The organism is Specibacter sp. RAF43, assembly GCF_052114065.1.
Lineage (GTDB): Bacteria > Actinomycetota > Actinomycetes > Actinomycetales > Micrococcaceae > Specibacter.
Genome location: NZ_JBFREA010000037.1, coordinates 1 through 21,486, shown reverse-complemented (window position 1 = coordinate 21,486; position 21,486 = coordinate 1). Strand labels below are relative to the sequence as shown.

Genomic DNA, 21,486 nt, shown 5'->3' with positions numbered 1-21,486 from the left:
GCCCAAGGACGAACAGCCAAGGAAATCCGCCGCTGCCTCAAACGCTACCTCGCCCGCCGCGTCTACCGAACCTTCAACTCACAATCAGCAACCCTCAACACCGCTTGACAAACATAGAAGGGTCCCGCAATAGATGTCGAATAATCGCGAAATTTCGCGATTATTCGACATCTATTGCGGGTCAGTCACGACGTGCGAACCGCGGATCAGTTGCGACGGGCGAACGGCGGGTTGGTCGCGATGCACGCAAAAAGGCGGGTCCCGCCAGATGGTGGGACCCGCCTCTCTCACGCTGCCGTCAGGCGGCGCTGGTGGAAATTAGTTTCCGGTGAGCTTCTCGCGCAGGGCGGCGAGGGCCTCGTCGGATGCCAGGGTGCCGGCGCCGGCATCCGTTGCGGCGGGCTCGGAGGAGTAGCTGGTCCCTGCGGACTCGCCACCGTCTCCGGATCCGTCGGCTGCGGCATCCTCAGCGGCGTGCTGGGCAACCTGCTTCTTGTGGGCTTCCCAACGGGTCTGGGCGTCGGCGTACTGCTGCTCCCACACGGCGCGCTGGGTCTCGTAGCCCTCAAGCCACTCGTTGGACTCGGAGTCGAAGCCCTCCGGGTACTTGTAGTTGCCGGCCTCGTCGTACTCGGCAACCATGCCGTACAGGGCCGGGTCGAACTCGGTGGAGTCGATGTCGACGCCCTCGTTGGCCTGCTTGAGGGACAGCGAGATGCGGCGGCGTTCCAGGTCGATGTCGATGACCTTGACGAACAGTTCGTCGCCAACGGAGACAACCTGCTCGGCCAGCTCCACGTGGCGGACGGCCAGCTCGGAGATGTGCACCAGGCCCTCGATGCCGTCTTCGACGCGCACGAACGCACCGAACGGAACCAGTTTGGTGACCTTGCCCGGCACAACCTGCCCGAGGGCGTGGGTGCGGGCGAAGGTCTGCCACGGGTCTTCCTGCGTAGCCTTGAGCGAGAGCGAGACACGCTCGCGGTCCAGGTCCACCTCGAGCACCTCGACGGTGACTTCCTGGCCAACCTCGACGACCTCGGACGGGTGGTCGATGTGCTTCCAGGACAGCTCGGAGACGTGAACCAGGCCGTCGACGCCGCCCAGGTCCACGAACGCACCGAAGTTGACGATGGAGGAAACAACGCCGGGACGAACCTGGCCCTTTTCCAGCTTGTTCAAGAACGTGGAGCGAACCTCGGACTGGGTCTGCTCGAGCCAGGCACGGCGGGAGAGGACCACGTTGTTGCGGTTCTTGTCCAGCTCGATGATCTTGGCCTCGATCTGCTGGCCGATGTACGGAGCCAGGTCGCGCACACGGCGCATCTCGACCAGCGATGCGGGCAGGAAGCCGCGCAGGCCGATGTCGAGGATAAGACCACCCTTGACCACCTCGATGACGGTACCGGTGACGACGCCGTCTTCTTCCTTGACCTTCTCGATGTCGCCCCAGGCGCGCTCGTACTGCGCGCGCTTCTTGGAGAGAATCAGGCGGCCTTCTTTATCTTCCTTCGTGAGCACCAAGGCTTCGACCTGGTCGCCCACGGAGACAACGTCCCCGGGGTCGACGTCGTGCTTGATGGAGAGTTCACGGGAGGGGATGACGCCTTCGGTCTTGTAACCGATGTCGAGCAGAACTTCGTCGCGGTCAACCTTGACAACAATGCCTTCGACGAGATCGCCGTCATTGAAGTACTTGATGGTTGCGTCCACTGCGGCGAGGAAYTCTTCAGCAGTACCGATGTCATTGATGGCGACAACAGGGGTACTAGTCTTCTCGTGGGTCGTGATGGTCATGTAGTAGGGGCTCCGATGTGGATAGTTGGTTTCGCCGGGCCCGTTCCGCCGCCGTGACATGTCACGGCCGGCCGGCGGGCCTGGAATTATTATGATTGCAGGGGTTCCTGCGGCAAAAATTGGCACGCACCCTGTGACTCGCGCCGGGTAGGCCGGCCCAATCCACGCATTACATGCCCGTTTAGTCTAGTTGCTCACGCCAAGGAGCGCAAAAGCCGCGCACGACGGCGATAATTGCGTTTGTGGAGAATTCGACCCTGCTGGTTTTGGGCGCCAACGCATGGTTTTTGCTGTTGGTCCTGCTCGTGTTGGCGGCCATTCTGTGGCGTGCGGCGCTGGATCGCCCGCCGCTGCAGATGGTCGTGGCCGGGCTGCGCGCGCTGATCCAGCTGGCCGCGGTCGCCCTGGTCATTGCGTTCCTTTCCGGCCGGGGCGTGTGGGCGTTCGCGTTTGTGGCCCTGATGTTCGTGGTGGGCGCGTGGACGTCGGGGCGGCGGGTGGCGCCGGCGGGCCGGTGGTGGATGGCGGCGGTCCCGATCGCCGCGGGCGTCCTGCCCGTTGCGGCGTTGATGTTTGGCCTGGGCGTCCTGCCGTTCAGCGCCTTGGCCATCATTGCCGTCCTGGGCCAGCAGATTGGCGGGGCCATGGCCACGGTGACGCTCAGCGGCCGGCGCATTCGCGATGAGCTGGCGTTGCGGGCCGGCGAGGTGGAGGCCGCCGTGGCTTTGGGCCTCGAGTGGCCGGCCGCCCGGTCCATGGTGGCCAAGCCCGTGGCCGGCGAGGCCGTGCTGCCGTCCGTGGACCAGACCCGCACGGCCGGGTTGGTCACGCTGCCCGGCGCGTTCGTTGGCATGATCCTCGGCGGTGCCGCACCCCTGGACGCGGGCTTGATCCAGCTGCTGGTGTTGATTTCGCTGCTGGTGGTCAACGCTGCGGCCGCCGCCGCCACGTTGTGGCTAAGCTGCCGTGGGGCGTGGAGCCCCGGGCGACGATAGGCCTGGAAGGAGAGGGTAGCCCCTAGAAGTCGGTCAGGGCGTGGGCGCGGACCGGGGACTGGAAAAGCGCGTCCAGGGCATCCGCGCCGCCGGGGTGCAGCACGGTGATCCGTCCCGCGGCCGCCAGCGTCCGCGCCGATACCCCGCCCAAATACAAGCTGGAGAGTTCACTGACTCCCAGCACCACCTGTGTTGCCGGGTCGGGCAGCTCTCCTGTCGGGTCCTGGGAAAGCGCGTGGACGGTCGCCGTGCCGGCCTTGACGCTGAGGCGATAGACGCCGCTGACATGGCCCAGCGGATCCGTGACCTGAAATTGCACGGTCCCTTCCGCCCAGTATTTCCTGCCCGCCAGGGCCGCCGGGACATCCAGGATGCGCAGCCACAGGTGGTCCTCGGTCCCGGTCCGCTTGTAGTCCCGCCTGGCCGCCATGGCCCATTCCAGCGAGTCCACCTCGGGGGCCATGTCCCAGGTGATGCGCTCGATGAGATCCAGGGAGCCCAGATAGTTCCAGAGGGCAAGGTAGGCTCCCTCGCCCGCCGCCAACAGGTCCACGATCGTGACCGTCGCCGGCGTTGCGTCCTCATCCGGCTTGTAGGTGACGTACCCGTCCACGGCCCCGGTCGAGTCGTAGTGCATGGCGGCGCGAATGTTTCTTGCCGGTTCCATGGAGGCGTAGCTGACTTGGCCGGAGGCCAGCAGGCGGTACATGTCCTGCCGGCCGATCGAACCGTACGTGGCGGCGTGGACGCGGCTAAAGATCTCGTTGTGCAGGTCCCGGACCAGCAGGACTTCGGCCACCTCAACGGTGCCCTGCGAGGCGGCGCCGGGGTTGTGGAAGGCGATCCCTCCCCGGCTGGCGACCTCCACCGTGCACGCCTGCGTGGCCACGCCAAAGCCGAACCGGCCGTAGATCGTGGCCTCTGACGCCGTCAGGGCGGCCAGCGGGATTCCCGCGGCCTTCGCCTGGGCCAGGTCGGAGCTGATCATGGCGCGCAGGATCCCGCGGCGGCGGTGGCTGGGCCGCACGGTCACGGCCATGATCTGGTGGACGGGCAGCAGCGTCCCGCCCCCCACATTCAGGTTCTTGCGGTGGTAGGCATAGGTGGCCACCGGGTACTCCGGACCCCAGGCCCCCGCGGGCGTGGCGGCGTCGATGAGATAGGCCCCCGTGGCCATGCGCCCGTCCACCTGCTCCATGGTGGCGTATTTTTCCAGATCCGCTTCGCTGGGCACGTTTCCGTAGAATCCCAGGGACACGGCCTGGGACCACCTGGCCACCTCGTCCGGAACCAGCCCGTCGGCCAGGCGAACGGGGAAGCTCCGCAACGCGTATGGGAACGATCGCGGGTTGGAGGTGTCGCGCTCCGTGCTCATGGTGATCCCTTCGATAGGCGGGGTGGGGGTGTCCGTCAGTGTCCGGCGTCGTTCCAGCTGGAGCCGACGCCGACCTGGACTTCCAGGGGAACCAGGAGATCGGCGGCGGCGCCCATCGCGGCGACGACGAGCGACTCCACGGCCTCCCGCTCCCCCGGCCACACCTCCAACACCAGTTCATCATGGACCTGCAGGAGCATGCGGGACTTCAGGCCCTGCTCCGCCAGGGCGCCTGCGACGTTAAGCATGGCGTGCTTGATGATGTCCGCCGCCGACCCCTGGATGGGCGAGTTCAGGGCCACCCGCTCGGCCAGCTCCCGCAGTTGCCGGTCCGTGCTGGAGAGATCCGGCAGGTAGCGGCGCCGGCCCTCGATGGTGGACGTGTACCCGTCGATGCGGGCCTGTTCGACGACGCCGCGGAGGTAGTCGCGCACCCCGCCAAACCTGTCGAAGTAGTCCTTGACCAGGGTCCGGGCCTCGTCGACGGAGATTTCCAGCTGCTTGGACAGACCAAAGCTGGTCAGCCCGTAGGCCAGGCCGTAGGACATCGCCTTGACCTTGGAGCGCATGGCCGCGGTGACCTCCTCCGGCGCCACCCCGAAGACGTGGGAGCCGACATAGCGGTGCAGGTCCTCGCCCTCGGCGTAGGCCTGGATGAGGCCGGCGTCCCCGGACAAGTGGGCCATGATGCGCATCTCGATTTGCGAATAGTCCGCCGCCAGCAGGCACTCATAGCCCTCGCCGACCACGAACATGTCGCGCACCCGCCGGCCCTCCTCGGTGCGGATGGGGATGTTTTGCAGGTTCGGGTTGTTGGAGGACAGGCGCCCGGTGGCGGCGACGTTTTGCGCATAGGTGGTGTGGATCCGGCCGTCGTCGGCGACGGACTTCTTCAACGTCTCCACCATCTGGCGCAGCTTGGACGCCTCGCGGTGGGCCATGAGCTGGGCGAGGAATTCGTGCCCGGTCTTTTCCAGCAGCGCCTTCAGCGATGCGGCATCGGTGGTGTAGCCGGTCTTGATCTTCTTCGTCTTGGGCAGCTGGAGTTCCTCAAAGAGCACCTCCTGCAGCTGCTTGGGGGAACCGAGGTTCACCTCGTGCCCGATGGCCGCGAAGGCCGCCGCCTGGGCCGCGTTCATGGTGGCGGTGAAGTCCGCCATGAGCGTGTCCAGCCGCTCCTGGGAGATGGCGATGCCGGTCAATTCCATCTCGGCCAGCACGGCGGCCAGCGGCAGTTCCAGCTCGGTGAGCAGGGCGGCCGCCCCGCGTTCGGCCAGCATGGGGGCAAAATGTTCGCTCAGCAGCAGGGCGACATAGCCGTGCTGCACGGCGTCGGCCGCCTTCGCGTCCCCCTCCAGGCCTAGGTCAAGCTGGCCGCTCTCCTGCCCGGTGGCGGCCAGCGTGACCTTCAGGTGCACCTGGCTCAGCGAGGGGAGGTCGTAGCTGCGCCGATCCGGCTGGATGAGGTAGCCGGAGAGGGACGTGTCGTCGACCACCCCGGCCAGCGTCATGCCGCGCACGGCCAGCGCCTTCAGGGCCTCCTTGTACTCGTGGACCACCTTGGGCGCCGCGGGGTCGCCGAGCCACAGGCCCAGTTCCCGGTCCAGGTCCGCATCCGCGGTGCCGAGTTCGACGACGACGGCCGAGTCCGTGCGCACCAGCGCCACCGCGGTGGCCTCGCTCATCAGGCCCACGCGCTCGGCCAAGACGTCCACGGCCGTCTTCGCGGTGCCGGTGACCGGTGCCGCGGTGTCCCGGGCCAACCAGGCCCGCAGTTCGGCGGCGTCGGTGACGACCCGGTGGGCGGGCACCTGGTGGCCCTCGCCGTCGTCGGCCGCCTCCTCCTCGCCGAACATGTCAAAGAGGCGTTTGCGCAGCGTATTGAACTGGAGCGCGTCAAAGAGCTCCTCCACCTGTTCGCGGTCGGGGGCGCGCAGCACCATCTCCGCCAGCGGCACGGGCAGCTCCATGTCCCGGAGCAGGTGGTTGAGCCGGCGATTGCGCTTGACGTTCTCGACGTGCTCGCGCAGCGACTCCCCCACCTTGCCGCCGATGGCGTCCAGGTTGGCCAGGATGCCCTCCAGGCCGCCATAGAGATTGATCCACTTCGCGGCCGTCTTGGGGCCGACCCCGGGCACGCCGGGCAGGTTGTCGGCGGTCTCGCCCACCAGGGCGGCCAGGTCCGAATACCGGTTGGGCGGCACGAAGTACTTGGCCTCGATGGCGGCCGCGTCCATGGCGGGGATGTCGGAGATGCCCTTCTTGGGGTAGAGCACCAGCACCTTGTCGGTGATCAGCTGGAAGGCGTCCCGGTCCCCGGAGACCACCAGCACGTCCCAGCCGGCGGCCTCGCCCTGGGTGGATAGGGTGGCGATGATGTCGTCGGCCTCGAATCCGTCCACGGAAATGGTGGGGATGCGCATGGCCGCCATGACCTTGATGATCAGGTCGATCTGTCCGTAAAACTCCTCCGGCGTCTTGTTGCGTCCGCCCTTGTAGTCGGCGTATTCCTCGGAGCGGAACGTGGGCGTGTCCAGGTCGAACGCCACCACCACGTGCGTGGGCTTTTGCTGGCGGATCATGGTCAGGAGCATGGAGGTGAATCCGTGCACGGCATTGGTGTGCTGGCCGGAGTCGGTGGCAAAATTTTCCGGCGGCAGCGCGTAAAACGCCCGGAACGCCATGGAGTGGCCGTCAATGACCAGCAGGCGCGGCGTGTCGCCGTTTCCGGGCCCGGCGGCGGTGGCGCCGGTGGGGGCGGGAACAGGGATCGGGGGGGCCGTCTTGGCAGATTCACTCACAGGTGCCAGCCTAGTCATCATGACCAACATTTACACACCGAACCCGTTCACCGAGGAACTCACCGCCGCGGGCGTCCCGGCCGAGCTGCACCCATGGCTGGCCACCATGGGCGTGGGCGCCCTGGTGGTGAAGCTGGGGATCCGGTTTACGCACATGAGCGCGGAGCTCATGACGGCCACCATGCCCGTGGCGGGCAACACGCAAGTGGCCGGGCTGTTGCACGGCGGGGCGCACCTGGTGTTGGCCGAGACGCTGGGCTCGTTTGCCGCCGCCCTCCATGCCGGGCCCGGCCGGCGCGCCGTCGGCATCGAGATCGGGGCAACCCACCATCGCGGCATCACCGCCGGCGTGGTCACCGGCACGGCCACGGCCCTTCACCTGGGCCGGACGCTGGTCACGCACGAGGTGGTCATGACCGATGAGGCCGGACACAAGCTCTCCACGGCCCGCATCACCAACATGATCCTGGACGCCTGAGGGCGGGGCGCCCACGGGGCGGGGCGGAGCCTAGTTGACGCCGAGGCCGAACCAGCCGGCGGCCGTCTGGTAAAAGACCGGAACGATCAACACGATGCCGGCCAGCACGGCCAGCCCGCAGCAGCCAAAGCAGAGGTAGGACCCCCACCGGGCGGCCTGGTTGACCTGGGCCCGGTTGTCGGTGCTCACGGCGGTCAGGCGCACGCCCAGGGAGAACATGCCGACCACGAAGCCGGCCCCGACGAGGGTGACGACGGCAACGACGACAAAGCCCAGCCAGTCGATTGATACCTTGTTGGCGGTTTGTGCCGCTTGCATTGCACTGGTGGCAAACTGCATTACTTACCCTTCTTCGCTGTTTGCTTCTTGCCCTTGCCGGACTTGGGCGATCCCCCGGCGGCGGCCTTCGTCATGGCCTTTAGGACGGCGGTGTCGGCCTGGTCCAGGGCGGCCTGGGCCCTGGCGCGGATGACGGCCGTTTCGGCGGCGCGCCGGGCCGCCTTTTCCGCCAATTTCTCCGCGGCGCGGGCCCTGGCGGCCAGCCGGTCGCGTTCCTTCTTGCTGGGGATGTGCAGCGCCTCCCCGACCGCGTCAACGTCGCTGATGGCGTTGGTGTGGTCAACGGTTTCGCGCTGGGACAGGATAAACATGGTCGAGATGGCGCCCAGGCCCAGGACGGCGACGATGACCACCCCGACGGTGCCGGTGCGGATGATCAGCGCGGCCAGTCCGCCGACGACGGCGGCGGCCGGCAGGGTGAACAGCCAGCCGAGGCTGATCTTGCCGATGGCGCCCCACCGGACGGTGGAGCCGCGGCGGCCGAGTCCGGAGCCGATGACCGAACCGGAGGCCACGTGCGTGGTGGACAGGGCGAAGCCGAGGTGGCTGGAGGCGAGGATCGCGGCGGCCGTGCTTGTTTCCGCGGCGAAGCCCTGCGCCGGCTTGACGTCGGTGAGGCCGGAGCCGAGGGTGCGGATGATGCGCCAGCCGCCGGCGTAGGTGCCGCCGGCGATGGCGAGGGCGCAGGCTGCGATGACCCAGATGTGCGGGCCGGTGCCCGGTTCCTGCAGCTGCGAGGCGATCAGGACCAGGGTGATGACACCCATGGTCTTCTGGGCGTCATTGGTGCCGTGGGCCAGGGCCACCAGGGAGGAGCTAAAGACCTGGCCATGCCGGAATCCGGCGCGCTTTTGCGTGCGCTTGTCGCCGGAGTCCGGGTCGGAACGGCGGGTAATGGCGTAGGCCATCTTGGTGCACACGTAGGCCACCAGGCCGGCAACGGCCGGGGCCAGGAGGGCCGGGAAGATGACCTTGGACAGGACCACCATGAAATTGACGGCACCGAAGGACCAGGTGCCCACGATGGCCGCACCGATCAGGCCGCCAAAGAGGGCGTGCGAGGAACTGGACGGCAGGCCCAGCAGCCAGGTGAACAGGTTCCACAGCACGGCGCCCATCAGCCCGGCGAAGATCATCACGGGGGTGATGGCGATGCCGTTGGGGCCGGATTCGTTGATGATGCCCCCGGAGATGGTCTTGGCCACCTCCGTGGAAAGGAAGGCGCCCACCAGGTTCAGGATCGCGGCCAGGGCTACGGCCGTCTTTGGCTTGATGGCTCCGGTGGCGATGGGTGTGGCCATGGCATTGGCGGTGTCATGAAAGCCGTTCGTGAAATCAAAGAAAAGGGCCAGTGCTATGACGAGCACAACCATGAAGGTGAGATCCACCCGCGATCCAATCTAATGGGAGCAATTGCGAACTGAAAAGAGTCTAGTCTGATAAACACGGCGGCGAACGTTGACGTCGGAATTGGCGGCCCGGGGCGGCATTTGGCGCACCTTTGGTCCGGCGCGCGGGCACGCGCGGGCGGCCGGCACCGCCGATTGGCCGCTGTGAGCTTGAGCACAAGGGAGTGGATGTCGTGAGCAATCTGGAGGCCCGGCCCGTGGAACTGACGTGCCCCAGCAGTCCGGGCGCCGTGGAGGTGCTGTTGCCCCGCGACGTGCCGCTGGGCGGTCCGCGGGCCATGACCGTCCGGCGTACGCTGCCCCAGCGCTCCCGCTCCCTCATCGGCGCCTGGTGCTTCGTGGACCACTACGGCCCCGACGACGTGGCGGGCACGGGCGGTATGGCCGTGCCGCCGCACCCGCATACCGGGTTGCAGACGGTGAGTTGGCTGTTTTCCGGGGAGATCGACCATGCCGACAGCGCCGGATATCGCGCCGTCGTGCGGCCGGGGGAACTCAACCTCATGACGGCCGGGCGCGGCATCAGCCACTCGGAATATTCCACCCCGGGGACCACGGTGCTCCACGGTGCCCAGTTGTGGATTGCGCTTCCTGAGGGTTCCCGGTTTTCCGATCCGGGCTTTGAGCACTACCGGCCCGCGCCGGTGCGGCTGCCCGGTGCCGTGCTGCGGGTATTCCTGGGCACGCTGGCCGGGAGCGTGTCCCCGGTGATGACGTTCTCACCCCTCATGGGCGCCGAACTTGTTCTCGACGCCGGGGCCCGCCTCACCCTGGACGTCCAGGCCGGATTCGAGCACGGCTTTTTGGTGGACTCGGGCAGCGTCTCCGTGGACGCCCAGGACCTCTCCCGCGGCGAACTGGGGTACCTCGGTCCCGGCCGGACGGCGCTGACCCTCACGGCCGGACCGGCCCCGGCCAGGATCCTGATGATCGGGGGCGCCCCGCTGGGCGAGTCGATCCTCATGTGGTGGAATTTCGTGGGCCGCAGCCACGAGGAGATCGTGGCGTTCCGCGATGCGTGGCAGGCGGAGATCGGGGCGGGGGCCGGCGTCCGGTTCGGCCTGCCGGCCGGAGACGCGGGGTCTCCCCTGCCGGCCCCGGAGCTGCCGACGGTGAAGCTTCGCCCGCGCAACAACCCGCCGGCGGGTTGAGCGGCGCAATTAAGCTCCTTCTCCGGCGGGTTCGAAAGTCCCTACCCGACGCGGAGGTTTTCCTTGACCATGGGCGCCACTTCCTTGCCGTACAGCTCAATGCTGCGGAGCATGGCATCGTGCGGCAGCGTCCCGTGGCTGTATTTCATGTCAAAGCGGGACAGCCCCAGCGCCCGGGCCACCTTGGTGATCTTGCCGGCCACCGTCTCGGGCGACCCGACGACCAGGGCGCCGTCGGGGCCGGCCGTGGCGTCGAATTGGGCGCGGGTCAGCGGCGGCCAGCCGCGATCGCGGCCGATCCGTTGATGCATGGCGGCATAGTGCGGCCACAGTTCCTCCCGTGCCTGGGCGTCGGTGGCGGCAACGTGGCCGGGCGAGTGCACGCCGACGGGCTGTTGGGGCTGGCCAAATTCGCCCAGCGCCCGGTGGTAGAGCTCCACGAACGGCGCAAACTGCAGCGGTTCCCCGCCGATGATCGCCAGCATCAGGGGCAGGCCGTAGTGCGCGGCGCGCACCACCGACTGCGGGCTGCCGCCGACGGCCACCCACGTTTTCAACGGACCCGACTCGGTGTGCGGGTACACCATTTGCTCGTTCAGGGCGGGGCGGGTGCTTCCGCTCCACGTCACGGGGCCCTGCTTGCGGAGCTCGGCGAACAGCTGGAGTTTCTCCTCAAACAGTTCCTCATACCGGGCCAGGTCGAAGCCGAACAGCGGGAACGATTCGGTAAAGGAGCCCCTGCCCAGGATGACCTCGGCGCGGCCCCGGGAGACGGCGTCGAGCGTGGAAAAGCGTTGGAAGACGCGGATGGGATCATCGGAGCTGAGCACCGTGACGGCCGAGCCCAGCCGGATGCGCCGGGTCTGCCCGGCGATCGCGGCCAGCACCATGTCCGGGGCGGAGACGGCGAAGTCGTTGCGGTGGTGCTCGCCGATGCCGAAGAAGTCCAGCCCCAGGGAGTCGGCCAGGACGGCCTGTTCGACGACGTCGCGAATCACCTGCGCGGCGGGCCTCCCCCGGCCGTCCGCGCCCAAGGTCACGTCGCCGAAGGTGTCGAGTCCTAGTTCAATATTGCCCAGTTCAATGCTGCCCGGTTCAATGCCGTTCGCTGCCACCGATTTACCGCCATTTCCTAAAGTCCCATTGCGCCCCGGTGGACCGCAATATTAATATGCGTTTGCATCTATGAGGGGAACCCGGGGCCGCTCCGGGCTATTCCCGCAGCGCCGTTTCCGGGCTGCCGGTGCGCCCCAGGGCGGCCTTTCGGCGGTAGACGGCCAGGAACGTCGAGATCCGCCGCACGGCCTCCTCGATGTCATCGACGGAGGGCAAGATGACGAAGCGGAAGTGGTCCGGTGTCGGCCAGTGAAAGGCGGTGCCATGCGAAACCAGGATCTTTTGGTCGCGCAGCAGGTCAATGACGAACTCCTCATCGGAGTCGATCGGATACAGGTCCGCGTCCAGCTTCACGAACAGGTACATGGCGCCGGCCGCGGGCACGCAGGAGACGCCGGGGAGGGCGTTGAGCAGCTCGGACGCCCGGTCCCGCTGCTCGCGAAGGCGCCCGCCGGGCTTGGTGAGGTCGTTAATACTCTGGTAGCCGCCCAGGGAGGTTTGGATGGCGTGCTGGGCCGGGACGTTGGAGCACAGCCGCAGCGAGGCGATGAGCTCCAGGGATTCCTTGTAGTCGGCCATGGCCGCGCGCGGTCCGGACAGCGCCACCCACCCGGCCCGGTAGCCGGGCATCCGGTAGGCCTTCGACAGGCCGCTGAAGGTCAGCGTGCAGACGTCGTCGGACATCGATGCCATGTGGATGTGTTCGTGGCCGTCGTAGAGGATCTTCTCGTAAATCTCATCGGAGAAGATGACCAGGTCATGTTTGCGGGCCAGTTCCACAAAGCGTTCCAGGATATGCCGGGGGTAGACGGCGCCGGTGGGGTTGTTGGGGTTGATGATGACGATGGCGCGCGTCTTCGCGGTGATCTTGGCCTCRACGTCGGCCATGTCCGGCCACCACGACCTGTCCTCATCGCACAGGTAGTGCACGGGAACACCGCCGGTCAGCGTCACCGAGGCCGTCCAGAGCGGGTAGTCGGGAGCCGGGATCAGCACCTCGTCACCGTTTTCCAGGAACGCCTGCAGGGTCATGGAAATCAACTCGCTGACGCCGTTGCCCACGAAGATGTCCTCGACGCCAATCTGCATCAGGCCCTTGGTTTGGTAGTACTGGGAGATCGCGGTCCGGGCCGAAAAGATGCCCTTCGAATCGCTGTAGCCCTGGGCGCCGCGCAGGTGGTGGATCATGTCCACCACGATCGATTCGGGCGCCTCGAGCCCAAACGGCGCGGTGTCGCCCAAGTTCATGCGCAGGATCCGGTGCCCCTCCGCCTCCATCTGCTTGGCCGCGTGCAGGATGGGGCCGCGCAGTTCATACCGTACGTTGGCGAGTTTGCTGGAGTGTTGCATGGGGCGCATGCACTCCATCTTCACACAGGCATGCCCTGTTACGCCCGGCCCGGTCCACATGCCGGTCCTCCTCTGCTATCCCCCGGGCTCGGGCCGGCGCAGGGTCCGGCTCCGGCTCCGGCTCGGCCGGTGTGGCCATTCTCACAATCCGGGCCCCCGGAGGGCTCCTAGCACAAACCGCCCGAACCCGTGACCGACTATTGATTGGTAGACTGAAACGTTGGACAAAGGCACTTTCGGGGAAGTGCCGCCCCTGTCATCTCTACCCTCAAGGAGACCAAGCCCTCAATGCAATCCGTGGCTACTGAATCACTGCGTGACCAGCTCTGGAACCGTCGTTATGACGAGAACATTGCGCCCATCACCGAACTCTGCGACGCCTTGGCCCTGGCCCGGCCCCAGCAGCAGGTTGCGTATGTAGATCCAGTCCACGACGTTGACGAGTGCCGCGTGGTCAGCTTGTTCTCCAACGTGGGCGAAATGGACCCGAGCGGGTTCATCACCGCCGGCGACGACCAGGCGGCCACCCGGCTGCTGGGCATCCACTGGCGGATCGGCATGCGTCCAAGTTACTTCATGCCCTGGAATGTGCACCCGTGGTTCACCCCGGGTGAGGTCAATGGCCGCCTCACCGCCCCGCAGATCGAACAGGGGCTGCGCCCGCTGGTGAAGCTGATGACCCTGGTGCCGCGCGCGTCGTCGCTGGTGGCCCACGGCACCGAGGCACACCGCCTGGCCGACCAGCTGCTCAAGGCCCAGGGCCCCATGCTGTACAAGCGCGGCTTTGGCATCTACAAGGTGCGGTCCCTGAGCGGACGCAGCTTCGCCGGCTCCGCCGAGCGCCAGGAGCAGTGGCTGGCCGAGTCCGCCACGGCCTACGCCGAGACGATGACCCGCTGCGGCCTGCCCGTCAAGGACCGGTAGCACCGACAAGGTTGCGCCCACAGCCGCCGGGGCGGCCCCCGCCCGGGGCCGCCCCGGCGGACTTTAAGACGCTTAGGCCATGGAGTGTTCCGCCGGCTCCAGCGAACTCCGAAGCGTCTCCTGGAGTTTCGGACCGTCCACTTCACCGTGCACCGCCACGGCATGGGCGGTGGATGCCGTCAGGACTTCCTGCTCCTGGCCGGCAATGGTCAAGGTGCACCCCACATCGTTGGGTATCTTGCGACAGTCGATCATCACTCGTTCCATTTTCTTTCACCTACTTTCCTGTTATTGCCACGGTCCTGCGTGACCGCGGTGGGCGCCTACTTTTGCCCGGTCCCCCGGTCCGGGCGAATGTTCTGGTTCAGGTGGAACACGTTGTCGGGATCGTAGGCGGCCTTGACCCCGGCCAGGCGGGCGTAGTTCCCCTGGTAGTTATCCCGGATGCGGCCCTGGTCGTCGGCATCCATGAAATTGATGTAGCCGCCCGGCTCCGCGAACGGGTGCAGGGCGGACCAGTAGTCGCGCACCCACTGGGTGTTTGCCGCGTTGTCGGCGGAGTCGAGCCACATGCCGGCGATGACCGGGGCGAACTTCATGCCGCGGTAGGCAAAGGCCGTTGCGTCCGGGTCGACCCGCTGCACGGCCCCGTCAATGGGGTAGAAGTGGTTGGCCGACTGAACACTCGGGACCCGGGCGCCAAAGTCGGCGGCCACACTGAGCGCATCATCGCTCAAGTCCGCCAGGAAGTCCGCCTTCCAGTACGCCTGCATCCCCTTGGGCAGGAGCGCGTCAAAGAGCGAGTTGACCACCGGATAGGGCATGGGCCCGGTGAAGGACCCCAGCACCGGACCGGCCTGGAGCACCGGATCCCACATCCTGGCGCCGTCGGCGAGCGGTCCGGTCCACGCGCCAACCACCACGCACACCGGGGACCCCACGTACTCCTCGGGCAGGAACGGCACCGGGGGTCCCTGGTGGAAGCCCAGGAACGCGCCGAATTCCTCCGGGGCCTTGGCAATGTAGTCGCGATAAAACTCCCCCACTTCCCGGCCCGCGTCCGCGGGAAAGATGACGACGCCCCCGTGCACCGTGTCCACGGGGTGCAGGGAGAATTTCATGGACGTCACGACGCCGAAATTCCCGCCGCCGCCCCGCAGCGCCCAGAACAGGTCCGGGTGGGACTGCGCGCTGGCGGTGACGAATTCGCCGTCGGCCAGGACGACGTCGGCCTCCACCAGGTTGTCGCAGGCCAGTCCGTACCGACGCGAGAGATAGCCGATCCCTCCCCCCAGGGTCAGCCCGGCGACGCCTGTCGAGCCGATGATGCCGCCGGTGCTCGCCAGGCCAAACGTGTGGGTGGCGTGGTCATAGTCGGCCCAGGTGGCTCCGGTCTCGGTGCGCGCGGTGCGCGCCGCCGGGTCGACGCGCACGCCGTTGCGGCCGGTGAAGTCGATGACAAGTCCGCCGTCGCAGGTGCCAAAACCCGGTGCACTGTGTCCGCCGCCCCGAATGGCCAGGTCAAGGCCCTGCTCGCGGCCGAAGCGGACGACGGTGCGGACATCGGCAACGTTGTGGGGTCGCACGACGGCGGCGGGTCGTTTGTCGATCATGCCGTTGTAGACGGCCCGGGCGTCGTCATAGTCCGCATCCTCCGGCGTCACCACGGTGCCGCGTAATTGTTCCTTAAGCGTGCCCAGCTGGTCTGTTTCCATGGTTTCCGACTCGTTTTCCCGTAATGGACTTTCCTTGCACTCGATAGGATAGGCACGGACGGGGGCGTAGAATATACGCACATTGCGCACGGTCCGCCTGGCTGGTTTCTGGGACCGAAATGAAATTAGGCACCGTAGTGAAATCGGGCGATGACAACGTATATTTCCCTTCGTCAGCTAGATACCTTGGTGGACCTGCTTGGGGGCCTGGATACCTTGGTGAGCACCGCCCAATTTGCGGAATTCGTGGTGCCCAGGCTGGCCTCCCTGATCGGCTGCGACATCGCAACGTATAACGAGATCGGCCCGCAGGGCGTGGAATACATGGACTACCCCTATGGCAGCCTCGCCGTTGGAACCCGGGCGATCTTTGCCGAACATGTTCATGAGCATCCGCTGGTCAAGTACTACCGGGACACCCACGACGGCGGCCCGGTCAAGATCAGCGACCTGGTCACCGCCCCCGTATTCCACCGGCTCAATATCTACCAGCACTTCTTTCGCCCCATTCCCGTGGAGCACCAGATGGCCATCACGCTCACGGCGCCGGGGCCCACCGTGATCGGCATCGCCCTGAACCGGGCCGGACACGATTTCACCGAGACGGACCGGGACGTGTTGAACGTCCTGCGGGGCCCGCTGGCGCAGACCTTTGCCGAGCTGCAGCGGGTCGCCGCACGGCGGACCCCGTACACGCTGAACCCCGGGCTCGCCCTAAAGCGGCTGACGGACACCGAGCTGGCCATTCTCCGGCTGGTTTCCGCAGGGGAAACCAACGCCGGCGTTGCGCGGTTGGTTGGTTGCAGTCCCCGCACCGTGGCCAAGCACCTCCAACACATCTACCCCAAGCTGGGCGTCACGGACCGCGCATCCGCGGCCGCCCGGCTGGCCGCCGACTACGCGGTGGGCCCGCCGGCCTGAGGAGCCTGCGAGTTGTGGGAGCGCATGGGAGCGCCTGGGTGGGCCCACGGGCGCGAGGGACCCGCAAGGAGCCTGCGAGTTGTGGGAGCGCCTGGGGTAGGCTCGGCGCATGACTCGTGGGACCATTGCGTTCGGGCGCGGGGGGCGACGCCCCGGTGGCCGGCTCCCCGCCCTTGCCCTAACCGTGGCGATGGGGCTGTCACTTGCCTCGTGCGCAGCGACTACGAACGGGCCGCCGTCGCCGGTGCCGACCGTTTTGCCCACGGGTGTCCCGGTGCCGACCGGCGACGGCACCAACGTCGCCACGGACCTGGCTGCGCCGTGGTCCATCGCGCTTTTGGCCGACGCGACCATGCTGGTCAGCGAACGGGACACGGGGCGGGTGCTTGAGGTCTCGGCGTCGGGCGCCAAACACGAGGTGGGACGCGTGGCCGGGGTGGTCCATGCCGGTGAGGGCGGCCTGCTCGGGCTCGCGACCAGGGCCGGTTTCTGTGACGGGAACCCCCGGCCGGATCCTGCCGCCGGCTGCCTTGACGTGTTCGCCTACCTGACCACCGCCACCGACAACCGGATCGTCCGCCTGCCGCTGATGGGCGGGGCGGGGTCACGGTCGCTGGGCCCGGCCACCGTGATACTGCAGGGTATTGCCAAGGCCGGCAACCACAACGGCGGCCGCATCGTGTTTGGCCCGGACGGCATGCTGTACGCTACGGCCGGGGACGCCGGAAACGGCTCCAGCGCCCAGGACCCCTCCTCGTTGTCGGGCAAGATCCTGCGCCTGACCGCCGACGGCGGGGTGCCCGCGGACAACCCGTTCCCCGGCAGCCTGGTTTATTCGCTGGGCCACCGCAACGTGCAGGGCGTAGCGTGGGACAGCCGCGGGCGCATGTGGGCTTCCGAATTTGGCCAGAACACGTGGGATGAGCTCAACGAAATCAAGCCGGGGAGGAATTACGGGTGGCCCATGGTGGAAGGGATGCACCAGGGAGACCTGGCGCAGTTCACCGACCCGGTGCTGGTCTGGCCCACGGACCAGGCCAGCCCCAGCGGCATCGCCATCCGCGGCACCACACTGTACATGGCCGCGCTGCGCGGGGAACGGCTGTGGGTGATCGACCTGGCCGGGAGGCCGCGGGCACAGGCATTCTTGACGGGCAGGCTGGGACGGCTGCGGGACGTGGTTTTCGCCCCGGACGGCCGCCTGTGGGTCATGACAAACAACACGGACGGCCGGGGCTCGCCGGCATCCGGCGACGACCGGATCGTCGCGTTCAATCTCACGCCGTCCTAGGCCGCCCCGCAGCGTGCGGGGCGGCCGCTTCCTCTCCTAGCGCACGTACCCGTCGGCCACGGCGAGGGCCTCCTCGATGGCGGCAAGCCCCTCCCGCAGTTCGCCTTCGGTGATGACCAGTGGTGGGCACAGGTGGATGCGATTGTTGTTGATCATGGGCCACACCCCCCGGGCCTTGCAGGCGGCGGCAACCTCGGCCATCGGCCGGGCCTGCTCTCCCGAGGCGTTGAAGGGGACCAGGGGCTCACGGGTTTCCTGGTTTGTCACCAGTTCCAGCGCCCAGAACAGTCCCCGGCCACGCACTTCGCCCAGACTCGGGTGCTTCGCGAGCCAGGATGTGAGGGTGGGCTCAATGACCCGGGTGCCGAGGTCCCGCACGTGGGCCAGGATCCCGTCGCGCTCAAACACCTTGAAGGTCGCCACCCCGGGCGCACACGCCAGGGGGTGTCCGGAATAGGTGAGCCCGCCCGGGTAGGTGGTGTCGTTGAAGATCGCCGCAATCTCGTCGCTGATAACCACCCCGCCCAGGGGCACGTACCCGGAATTGACGCCCTTGGCAAAGGTGATCAAGTCCGGCACGACGTCGAACGCGTCCACCGCAAACCACTCGCCAATGCGGCCGAACCCGGCCATGACCTCGTCGGCGATATACACGATCCCGTACTTGTCGCACAGGGCCCGCACTCCGGGCAGGTAGCCCGGCGGTGGGACCAGGATTCCGTTGGTGCCCACGACGGTTTCGATGATGATGCCGCCGATCGTGGAGGCACCCTCCAGGACGATGACGCTTTCCAGGTGCTCCAGCGCGCGGGCCGTCTCCTCCTGCGGGGTGGTGGCGTGGAAGGGCGAACGGTAGGCGTAGGGGCCAAAGAAGTGGGCGATGGATGCAGAGCCGGGCTCGTTGGCCCAACGGCGGGGATCGCCGGTCAGTTGCATGGCGGTCGCCGTCGCTCCGTGGTAGGAGCGATACTGGGCCAGGATCTTGGACTTCCCCGTGAATTGGCGGGCCATGCGAACGGCATTTTCATTGGCGTCGGCGCCGCCGTTGGTGAAAAAGACCTTGTTCAGCGTCCCCGGCGCCTTGGACGCGATGAGCGCGGCCAATTCCCCGCGGACGTCGTTGGCGAACCCGGGCGCGATGGTGGTCATCTTGCCGGCCTGGTCCTGGATCGCCTGGACGAGGTCCGGGTGCTGGTGACCGAGGTTCAGGTTGACGAGTTGGGCACCAAAGTCCAGGTAGTTGTTGCCCTGGTAGTCCCAAAAGGTGGAGCCCCGGCCGCCAGCCACCGGAAGCGGATCGATCTTTGCCTGGGCGGACCAGGAATGCAAGACGTGGGTGCGGTCGTTGTGCCGGACCCTGCGTTCGGCGGCATCCGGTCCCGACGTCTCGACGCTGTGGGTGCTGATTGTTTCCGTCATGAACATTCCTTTATGTTGGGGATCTGCCGTTGAGTGATGCCGTGGGCGCCCCGAAATCCGTGCCGGCATCCTTGCCGGACCCAGGGTTGGCGGACAATCTGTCCGGCCGACGGGTAAGCTCCTGCTATTGATGCTGGCACGCACGTGGAGGTGAAGGGCCCTGACAATTCAACGGAAAATGCGCACGCCCCGGACGGATCGTCCGGCGCTGCTGCCCACGATCGCCGAGGTGCTGGCCCTGCCGGCGTTCCGCGCCGGCCTCCCCCGGGTCGCTGCGGGCGCGGAAAGTCTGGAACGAGAAGTGCGATGGGTGCACGTGGTGGAGGCCAGCGATATCGCCGACTTGCTGGACGGGCATGAGCTGCTGCTGGCCACGGGCGTGGGCTGGCCGGCCGGTGACGCCTGGATCTCCGGGTATATCGCGGAACTGGCGGCGGCGCAGGTGGCGGGGTTGGTCCTGGAGCTGGGGACCCGCTACGAGGTGGCGCCGGCCGCGTTGGTGGAGTGTTGCGCCGCCCAGGGGCTGCCCCTGATCGTACTGGACCACAAGGTGAAATTTGTCAGCATCACCGAGGCCGTGCATGGGCGCATCATCGCGGAGCAAATGGCGGCGCTGCAGGCCCGCGACGACGTTCATGCGATATTTACGGATTTGAGCTTGCGGGGTTCCCCGGCGGACTACATTGTGGCCCAGCTGGGTGAGGTACTTGGTGCCCCGGTGGTGCTGGAGAACATGGCCCACCAGGTGGTGGCGTTTGAGGGATCCGGTGTCCCCGAGGCCACCTTGCTCGCGGACTGGGAGGTCCGCTCACGGTCGGCCCATCGCGGCCGCCCGGACGTGGTGGCGGACGACTCCCGCACGGCGGTTCTGGGCGCCGAGGGATGGTTGGTCACCCCCGTCGAGGCCCGCGGCACCCGGTGGGGGCATCTCATCGCCTTCTCCGGTCCCGCCCACCCGGCCGGACGGGCGCTGGTCCTGGAGCAGGCCGCCGTCGCCCTGTCGCTGAGCCGACTGGCCGACGGCACCGCCGACCACTGGACCCAGGCTTCTCAACATTGGCTCCTTGCAGCCCTGTTGCAAGGCCGGTACCGGAGTGAGACGGCCCTGAGATCGCGCTTTGAGGCCATGGGCCTGCCCGTCGTCGGGCGCCGGTTGTGTGGCGTGGCCCTGCGCGTCGAGGCGCCGTCCCGCACCGGTCGGGGCAACCGGTTCGGCCGGGGTATCCGGGACACCGACGGCGTCGGCCCGACGGAGGTCGGCGCACCGGACCGCCCGACGGCGGCCGACGTGTCGCGCCTGGCCAGGTCCATGGGGCTTAACGCGGTGTCGAGCTGGGTGACATCGAATGGGCCCGTTTTGTTGGTGGGACTGTCCATCCCGGCGGCGGCCAGGCGGGCAGTTCCCCATCCGTCGGCTCCCACTCACGCGGCGGCGGCCACGGGGATCCACGGCGTGGACGCCGCCGTGACCGCCTTTGCGGCCAGGCTCACGGATCTCGTGGCCTCAGGGGCGACCACCTCGGCGGCACCCCGGGCCATGGTGTCAGCCGGCGCCGTGGTGGACCATGTGGGCGAACTGTCGGGGTCGCTGTCCACGGCGTTGGAGGTACTGGCAAGCGTGCCGCGGGGTGCGGGTACGACGGCGGGGACAGTGCATAGGGCACAAGCCCGCGAACTGCGCGCCCTGCTGAATATGTTGCGGGACGATCCCCGGCTGCAAGAGTACTTGGATCGCTGCCTCGGAACCTTGATCGATCACGACGCGACCCGGGGCACCGACTACCTGCAGGTACTTGGCGCCTATCTGACACACCCCGGCAACCGCACGCTGGCCGCGTCCAGCAGCCACATGTCACGCTCAGTGTTCTATCAACGGTTGGACGCAATTGCCGACCTCTTGGGCGTGGACCTGGCGGACGGTGAGGTAATCGCAGGCCTGCATGCGGCAATGATCGCTTGGGAAGGCACACAATCCGGTACTTCCAGAACCGGTCAGGGCGCTTGACCGCCAAGCATATTCAACGCCGGTGATGGGGCAGGGCACCGCGGCCAGGTGTTGTCGGTGCAGGCCTCTTGCGGCTTGGTGGTGGTTTGGGCGGGTTAGAAGGGGGCGGGGTCGTCGAGGTGGAGGTAGGTGCGGCCGGTGGGGGTGGTGGTTTTGGTGCGGCCGGGGTCGTCGGGTGTGATGGTCCAGCCGGTGTGGGGGTTGTCTTTGAGTTGGTGGCAGTAGCGGTCACGGGGGCGGAGGTTTTCGAGGCTGGTTTGGCCCTTGGGTTCGAGGGTGCCGTCGGGGCGGTAGCGGTTCATGTAGAAGGGGGTGGTGTGGTCTAGTTCGCAGCTGGCGGCGGGGTGGTCGCAGCCGATGCCGGTGCAGACGAGCCGATGCCGGTGCAGACGGGGTCGCG

General features: G+C 67.3%; 17 protein-coding genes and 1 pseudogene. 7 read left to right on the top strand and 11 right to left on the bottom strand.

What is annotated here, in order from left to right:
• Nucleotides 1-318: 318 nt before the first annotated feature.
• Nucleotides 319-1,797 (bottom strand): 30S ribosomal protein S1, encoded by a 1,479-nt coding sequence (gene rpsA, locus AB4Y80_RS15725; protein WP_442215284.1) that lies wholly within the window; start codon nt 1,795-1,797, stop codon nt 319-321.
• A 242-nt stretch (nt 1,798-2,039) separates the two neighbouring features.
• On the opposite strand from rpsA, the gene AB4Y80_RS15720 reads away from it, so the two are divergent.
• Complete coding sequence (locus tag AB4Y80_RS15720; RefSeq protein ID WP_442215283.1) at nt 2,040-2,792, top strand: ABC transporter permease; 753 nt, start codon at nt 2,040-2,042, stop codon at nt 2,790-2,792.
• Nucleotides 2,793-2,814: 22 nt separating this feature from the next.
• On the opposite strand, the gene AB4Y80_RS15715 is transcribed toward AB4Y80_RS15720, so the two are convergent.
• Complete coding sequence (locus AB4Y80_RS15715) at nt 2,815-4,167, bottom strand: GNAT family N-acetyltransferase (protein WP_442215282.1); 1,353 nt, start codon at nt 4,165-4,167, stop codon at nt 2,815-2,817.
• A 35-nt stretch (nt 4,168-4,202) separates the two neighbouring features.
• Nucleotides 4,203-6,851, bottom strand: a complete 2,649-nt coding sequence (gene polA, locus AB4Y80_RS15710) for a DNA polymerase I (protein ID WP_442215285.1) — start codon at nt 6,849-6,851, stop codon at nt 4,203-4,205.
• A 136-nt stretch (nt 6,852-6,987) separates the two neighbouring features.
• Here polA and AB4Y80_RS15705 point away from each other — a divergent pair, with 136 nt between their 5' ends.
• Nucleotides 6,988-7,446 (top strand): hotdog fold thioesterase, encoded by a 459-nt coding sequence (locus tag AB4Y80_RS15705; protein WP_442215281.1) that lies wholly within the window; start codon nt 6,988-6,990, stop codon nt 7,444-7,446.
• A 30-nt stretch (nt 7,447-7,476) separates the two neighbouring features.
• Here the strand turns inward: AB4Y80_RS15705 and AB4Y80_RS15700 are convergent, their stop codons facing one another.
• Together AB4Y80_RS15700 and AB4Y80_RS15695 are read right to left on the bottom strand one after the other, a co-directional pair.
• Complete coding sequence (locus AB4Y80_RS15700; RefSeq protein ID WP_442215280.1) at nt 7,477-7,785, bottom strand: hypothetical protein; 309 nt, start codon at nt 7,783-7,785, stop codon at nt 7,477-7,479.
• The gene (locus AB4Y80_RS15695; protein ID WP_442215279.1) at nt 7,785-9,173 is read right to left on the bottom strand and encodes an anion permease; all 1,389 of its coding nucleotides are present in this window, start codon (nt 9,171-9,173) and stop codon (nt 7,785-7,787) included. Before AB4Y80_RS15695 ends, AB4Y80_RS15700 begins: the two co-directional genes overlap by 1 nt.
• Before the next feature lie 194 nt (nt 9,174-9,367).
• Between AB4Y80_RS15695 and AB4Y80_RS15690 the strand changes: the two genes are divergently transcribed.
• Entirely contained in the window at nt 9,368-10,345 is a 978-nt protein-coding gene (locus AB4Y80_RS15690) for a pirin family protein (RefSeq protein WP_442215278.1), read from the top strand.
• A 41-nt stretch (nt 10,346-10,386) separates the two neighbouring features.
• On the opposite strand, the gene AB4Y80_RS15685 is transcribed toward AB4Y80_RS15690, so the two are convergent.
• Together AB4Y80_RS15685 and AB4Y80_RS15680 are read right to left on the bottom strand one after the other, a co-directional pair.
• Nucleotides 10,387-11,460, bottom strand: a complete 1,074-nt coding sequence (locus AB4Y80_RS15685) for an LLM class flavin-dependent oxidoreductase (RefSeq protein WP_442215277.1) — start codon at nt 11,458-11,460, stop codon at nt 10,387-10,389.
• A gap of 97 nt (nt 11,461-11,557) precedes the next feature.
• The gene (locus AB4Y80_RS15680) at nt 11,558-12,820 is read right to left on the bottom strand and encodes a pyridoxal phosphate-dependent aminotransferase (protein ID WP_442215276.1); all 1,263 of its coding nucleotides are present in this window, start codon (nt 12,818-12,820) and stop codon (nt 11,558-11,560) included.
• 279 nt (nt 12,821-13,099) lie between these two features.
• On the opposite strand from AB4Y80_RS15680, the gene AB4Y80_RS15675 reads away from it, so the two are divergent.
• Complete coding sequence (locus AB4Y80_RS15675; protein WP_442215275.1) at nt 13,100-13,735, top strand: uracil-DNA glycosylase; 636 nt, start codon at nt 13,100-13,102, stop codon at nt 13,733-13,735.
• 72 nt (nt 13,736-13,807) lie between these two features.
• Here the strand turns inward: AB4Y80_RS15675 and AB4Y80_RS15670 are convergent, their stop codons facing one another.
• Together AB4Y80_RS15670 and AB4Y80_RS15665 are read right to left on the bottom strand one after the other, a co-directional pair.
• Nucleotides 13,808-14,002, bottom strand: coding sequence for a DUF1059 domain-containing protein (locus AB4Y80_RS15670; protein WP_442215274.1), 195 nt, complete (start codon nt 14,000-14,002; stop codon nt 13,808-13,810).
• A gap of 56 nt (nt 14,003-14,058) precedes the next feature.
• The gene (locus AB4Y80_RS15665; RefSeq protein ID WP_442215273.1) at nt 14,059-15,450 is read right to left on the bottom strand and encodes an FAD-binding oxidoreductase; all 1,392 of its coding nucleotides are present in this window, start codon (nt 15,448-15,450) and stop codon (nt 14,059-14,061) included.
• Nucleotides 15,451-15,600: 150 nt separating this feature from the next.
• On the opposite strand from AB4Y80_RS15665, the gene AB4Y80_RS15660 reads away from it, so the two are divergent.
• Nucleotides 15,601-16,371: a response regulator transcription factor gene (locus AB4Y80_RS15660; RefSeq protein ID WP_442215272.1), complete on the top strand. Its 771-nt coding sequence runs from the start codon at nt 15,601-15,603 to the stop codon at nt 16,369-16,371.
• Between the two features lie 244 nt (nt 16,372-16,615).
• The gene (locus tag AB4Y80_RS15655; protein ID WP_442215271.1) at nt 16,616-17,662 is read left to right on the top strand and encodes a PQQ-dependent sugar dehydrogenase; all 1,047 of its coding nucleotides are present in this window, start codon (nt 16,616-16,618) and stop codon (nt 17,660-17,662) included.
• Nucleotides 17,663-17,698: 36 nt separating this feature from the next.
• Here the strand turns inward: AB4Y80_RS15655 and AB4Y80_RS15650 are convergent, their stop codons facing one another.
• Nucleotides 17,699-19,081 carry an aspartate aminotransferase family protein gene (locus tag AB4Y80_RS15650; RefSeq protein ID WP_442215270.1) on the bottom strand — a complete coding sequence of 461 codons (1,383 nt, stop codon included), beginning with the start codon at nt 19,079-19,081 and terminating at the stop codon, nt 17,699-17,701.
• 178 nt (nt 19,082-19,259) lie between these two features.
• Between AB4Y80_RS15650 and AB4Y80_RS15645 the strand changes: the two genes are divergently transcribed.
• Nucleotides 19,260-21,086: a PucR family transcriptional regulator gene (locus AB4Y80_RS15645; RefSeq protein ID WP_442215269.1), complete on the top strand. Its 1,827-nt coding sequence runs from the start codon at nt 19,260-19,262 to the stop codon at nt 21,084-21,086.
• Between the two features lie 95 nt (nt 21,087-21,181).
• Here AB4Y80_RS15645 and AB4Y80_RS15640 read toward each other — a convergent pair.
• Nucleotides 21,182-21,486, bottom strand: a pseudogene (locus tag AB4Y80_RS15640) (hypothetical protein); the annotation flags it as partial.

Coding starts and splice junctions, on each gene's coding strand:
- AB4Y80_RS15715 (WP_442215282.1), bottom strand. CDS start 4,167: ATGAGCACGGAGCGCGACACCTCCAACCCGCGATCGTTCCCATACGCG.
- polA (WP_442215285.1), bottom strand. CDS start 6,851: ATGGCGTTCCGGGCGTTTTACGCGCTGCCGCCGGAAAATTTTGCCACC.
- AB4Y80_RS15705 (WP_442215281.1), top strand. CDS start 6,988: ATGACCAACATTTACACACCGAACCCGTTCACCGAGGAACTCACCGCC.
- AB4Y80_RS15700 (WP_442215280.1), bottom strand. CDS start 7,785: ATGCAGTTTGCCACCAGTGCAATGCAAGCGGCACAAACCGCCAACAAG.
- AB4Y80_RS15675 (WP_442215275.1), top strand. CDS start 13,100: ATGCAATCCGTGGCTACTGAATCACTGCGTGACCAGCTCTGGAACCGT.
- AB4Y80_RS15670 (WP_442215274.1), bottom strand. CDS start 14,002: ATGGAACGAGTGATGATCGACTGTCGCAAGATACCCAACGATGTGGGG.
- AB4Y80_RS15665 (WP_442215273.1), bottom strand. CDS start 15,450: ATGGAAACAGACCAGCTGGGCACGCTTAAGGAACAATTACGCGGCACC.
- AB4Y80_RS15660 (WP_442215272.1), top strand. CDS start 15,601: ATGACAACGTATATTTCCCTTCGTCAGCTAGATACCTTGGTGGACCTG.
- AB4Y80_RS15650 (WP_442215270.1), bottom strand. CDS start 19,081: ATGACGGAAACAATCAGCACCCACAGCGTCGAGACGTCGGGACCGGAT.
- AB4Y80_RS15645 (WP_442215269.1), top strand. CDS start 19,260: ATGCGCACGCCCCGGACGGATCGTCCGGCGCTGCTGCCCACGATCGCC.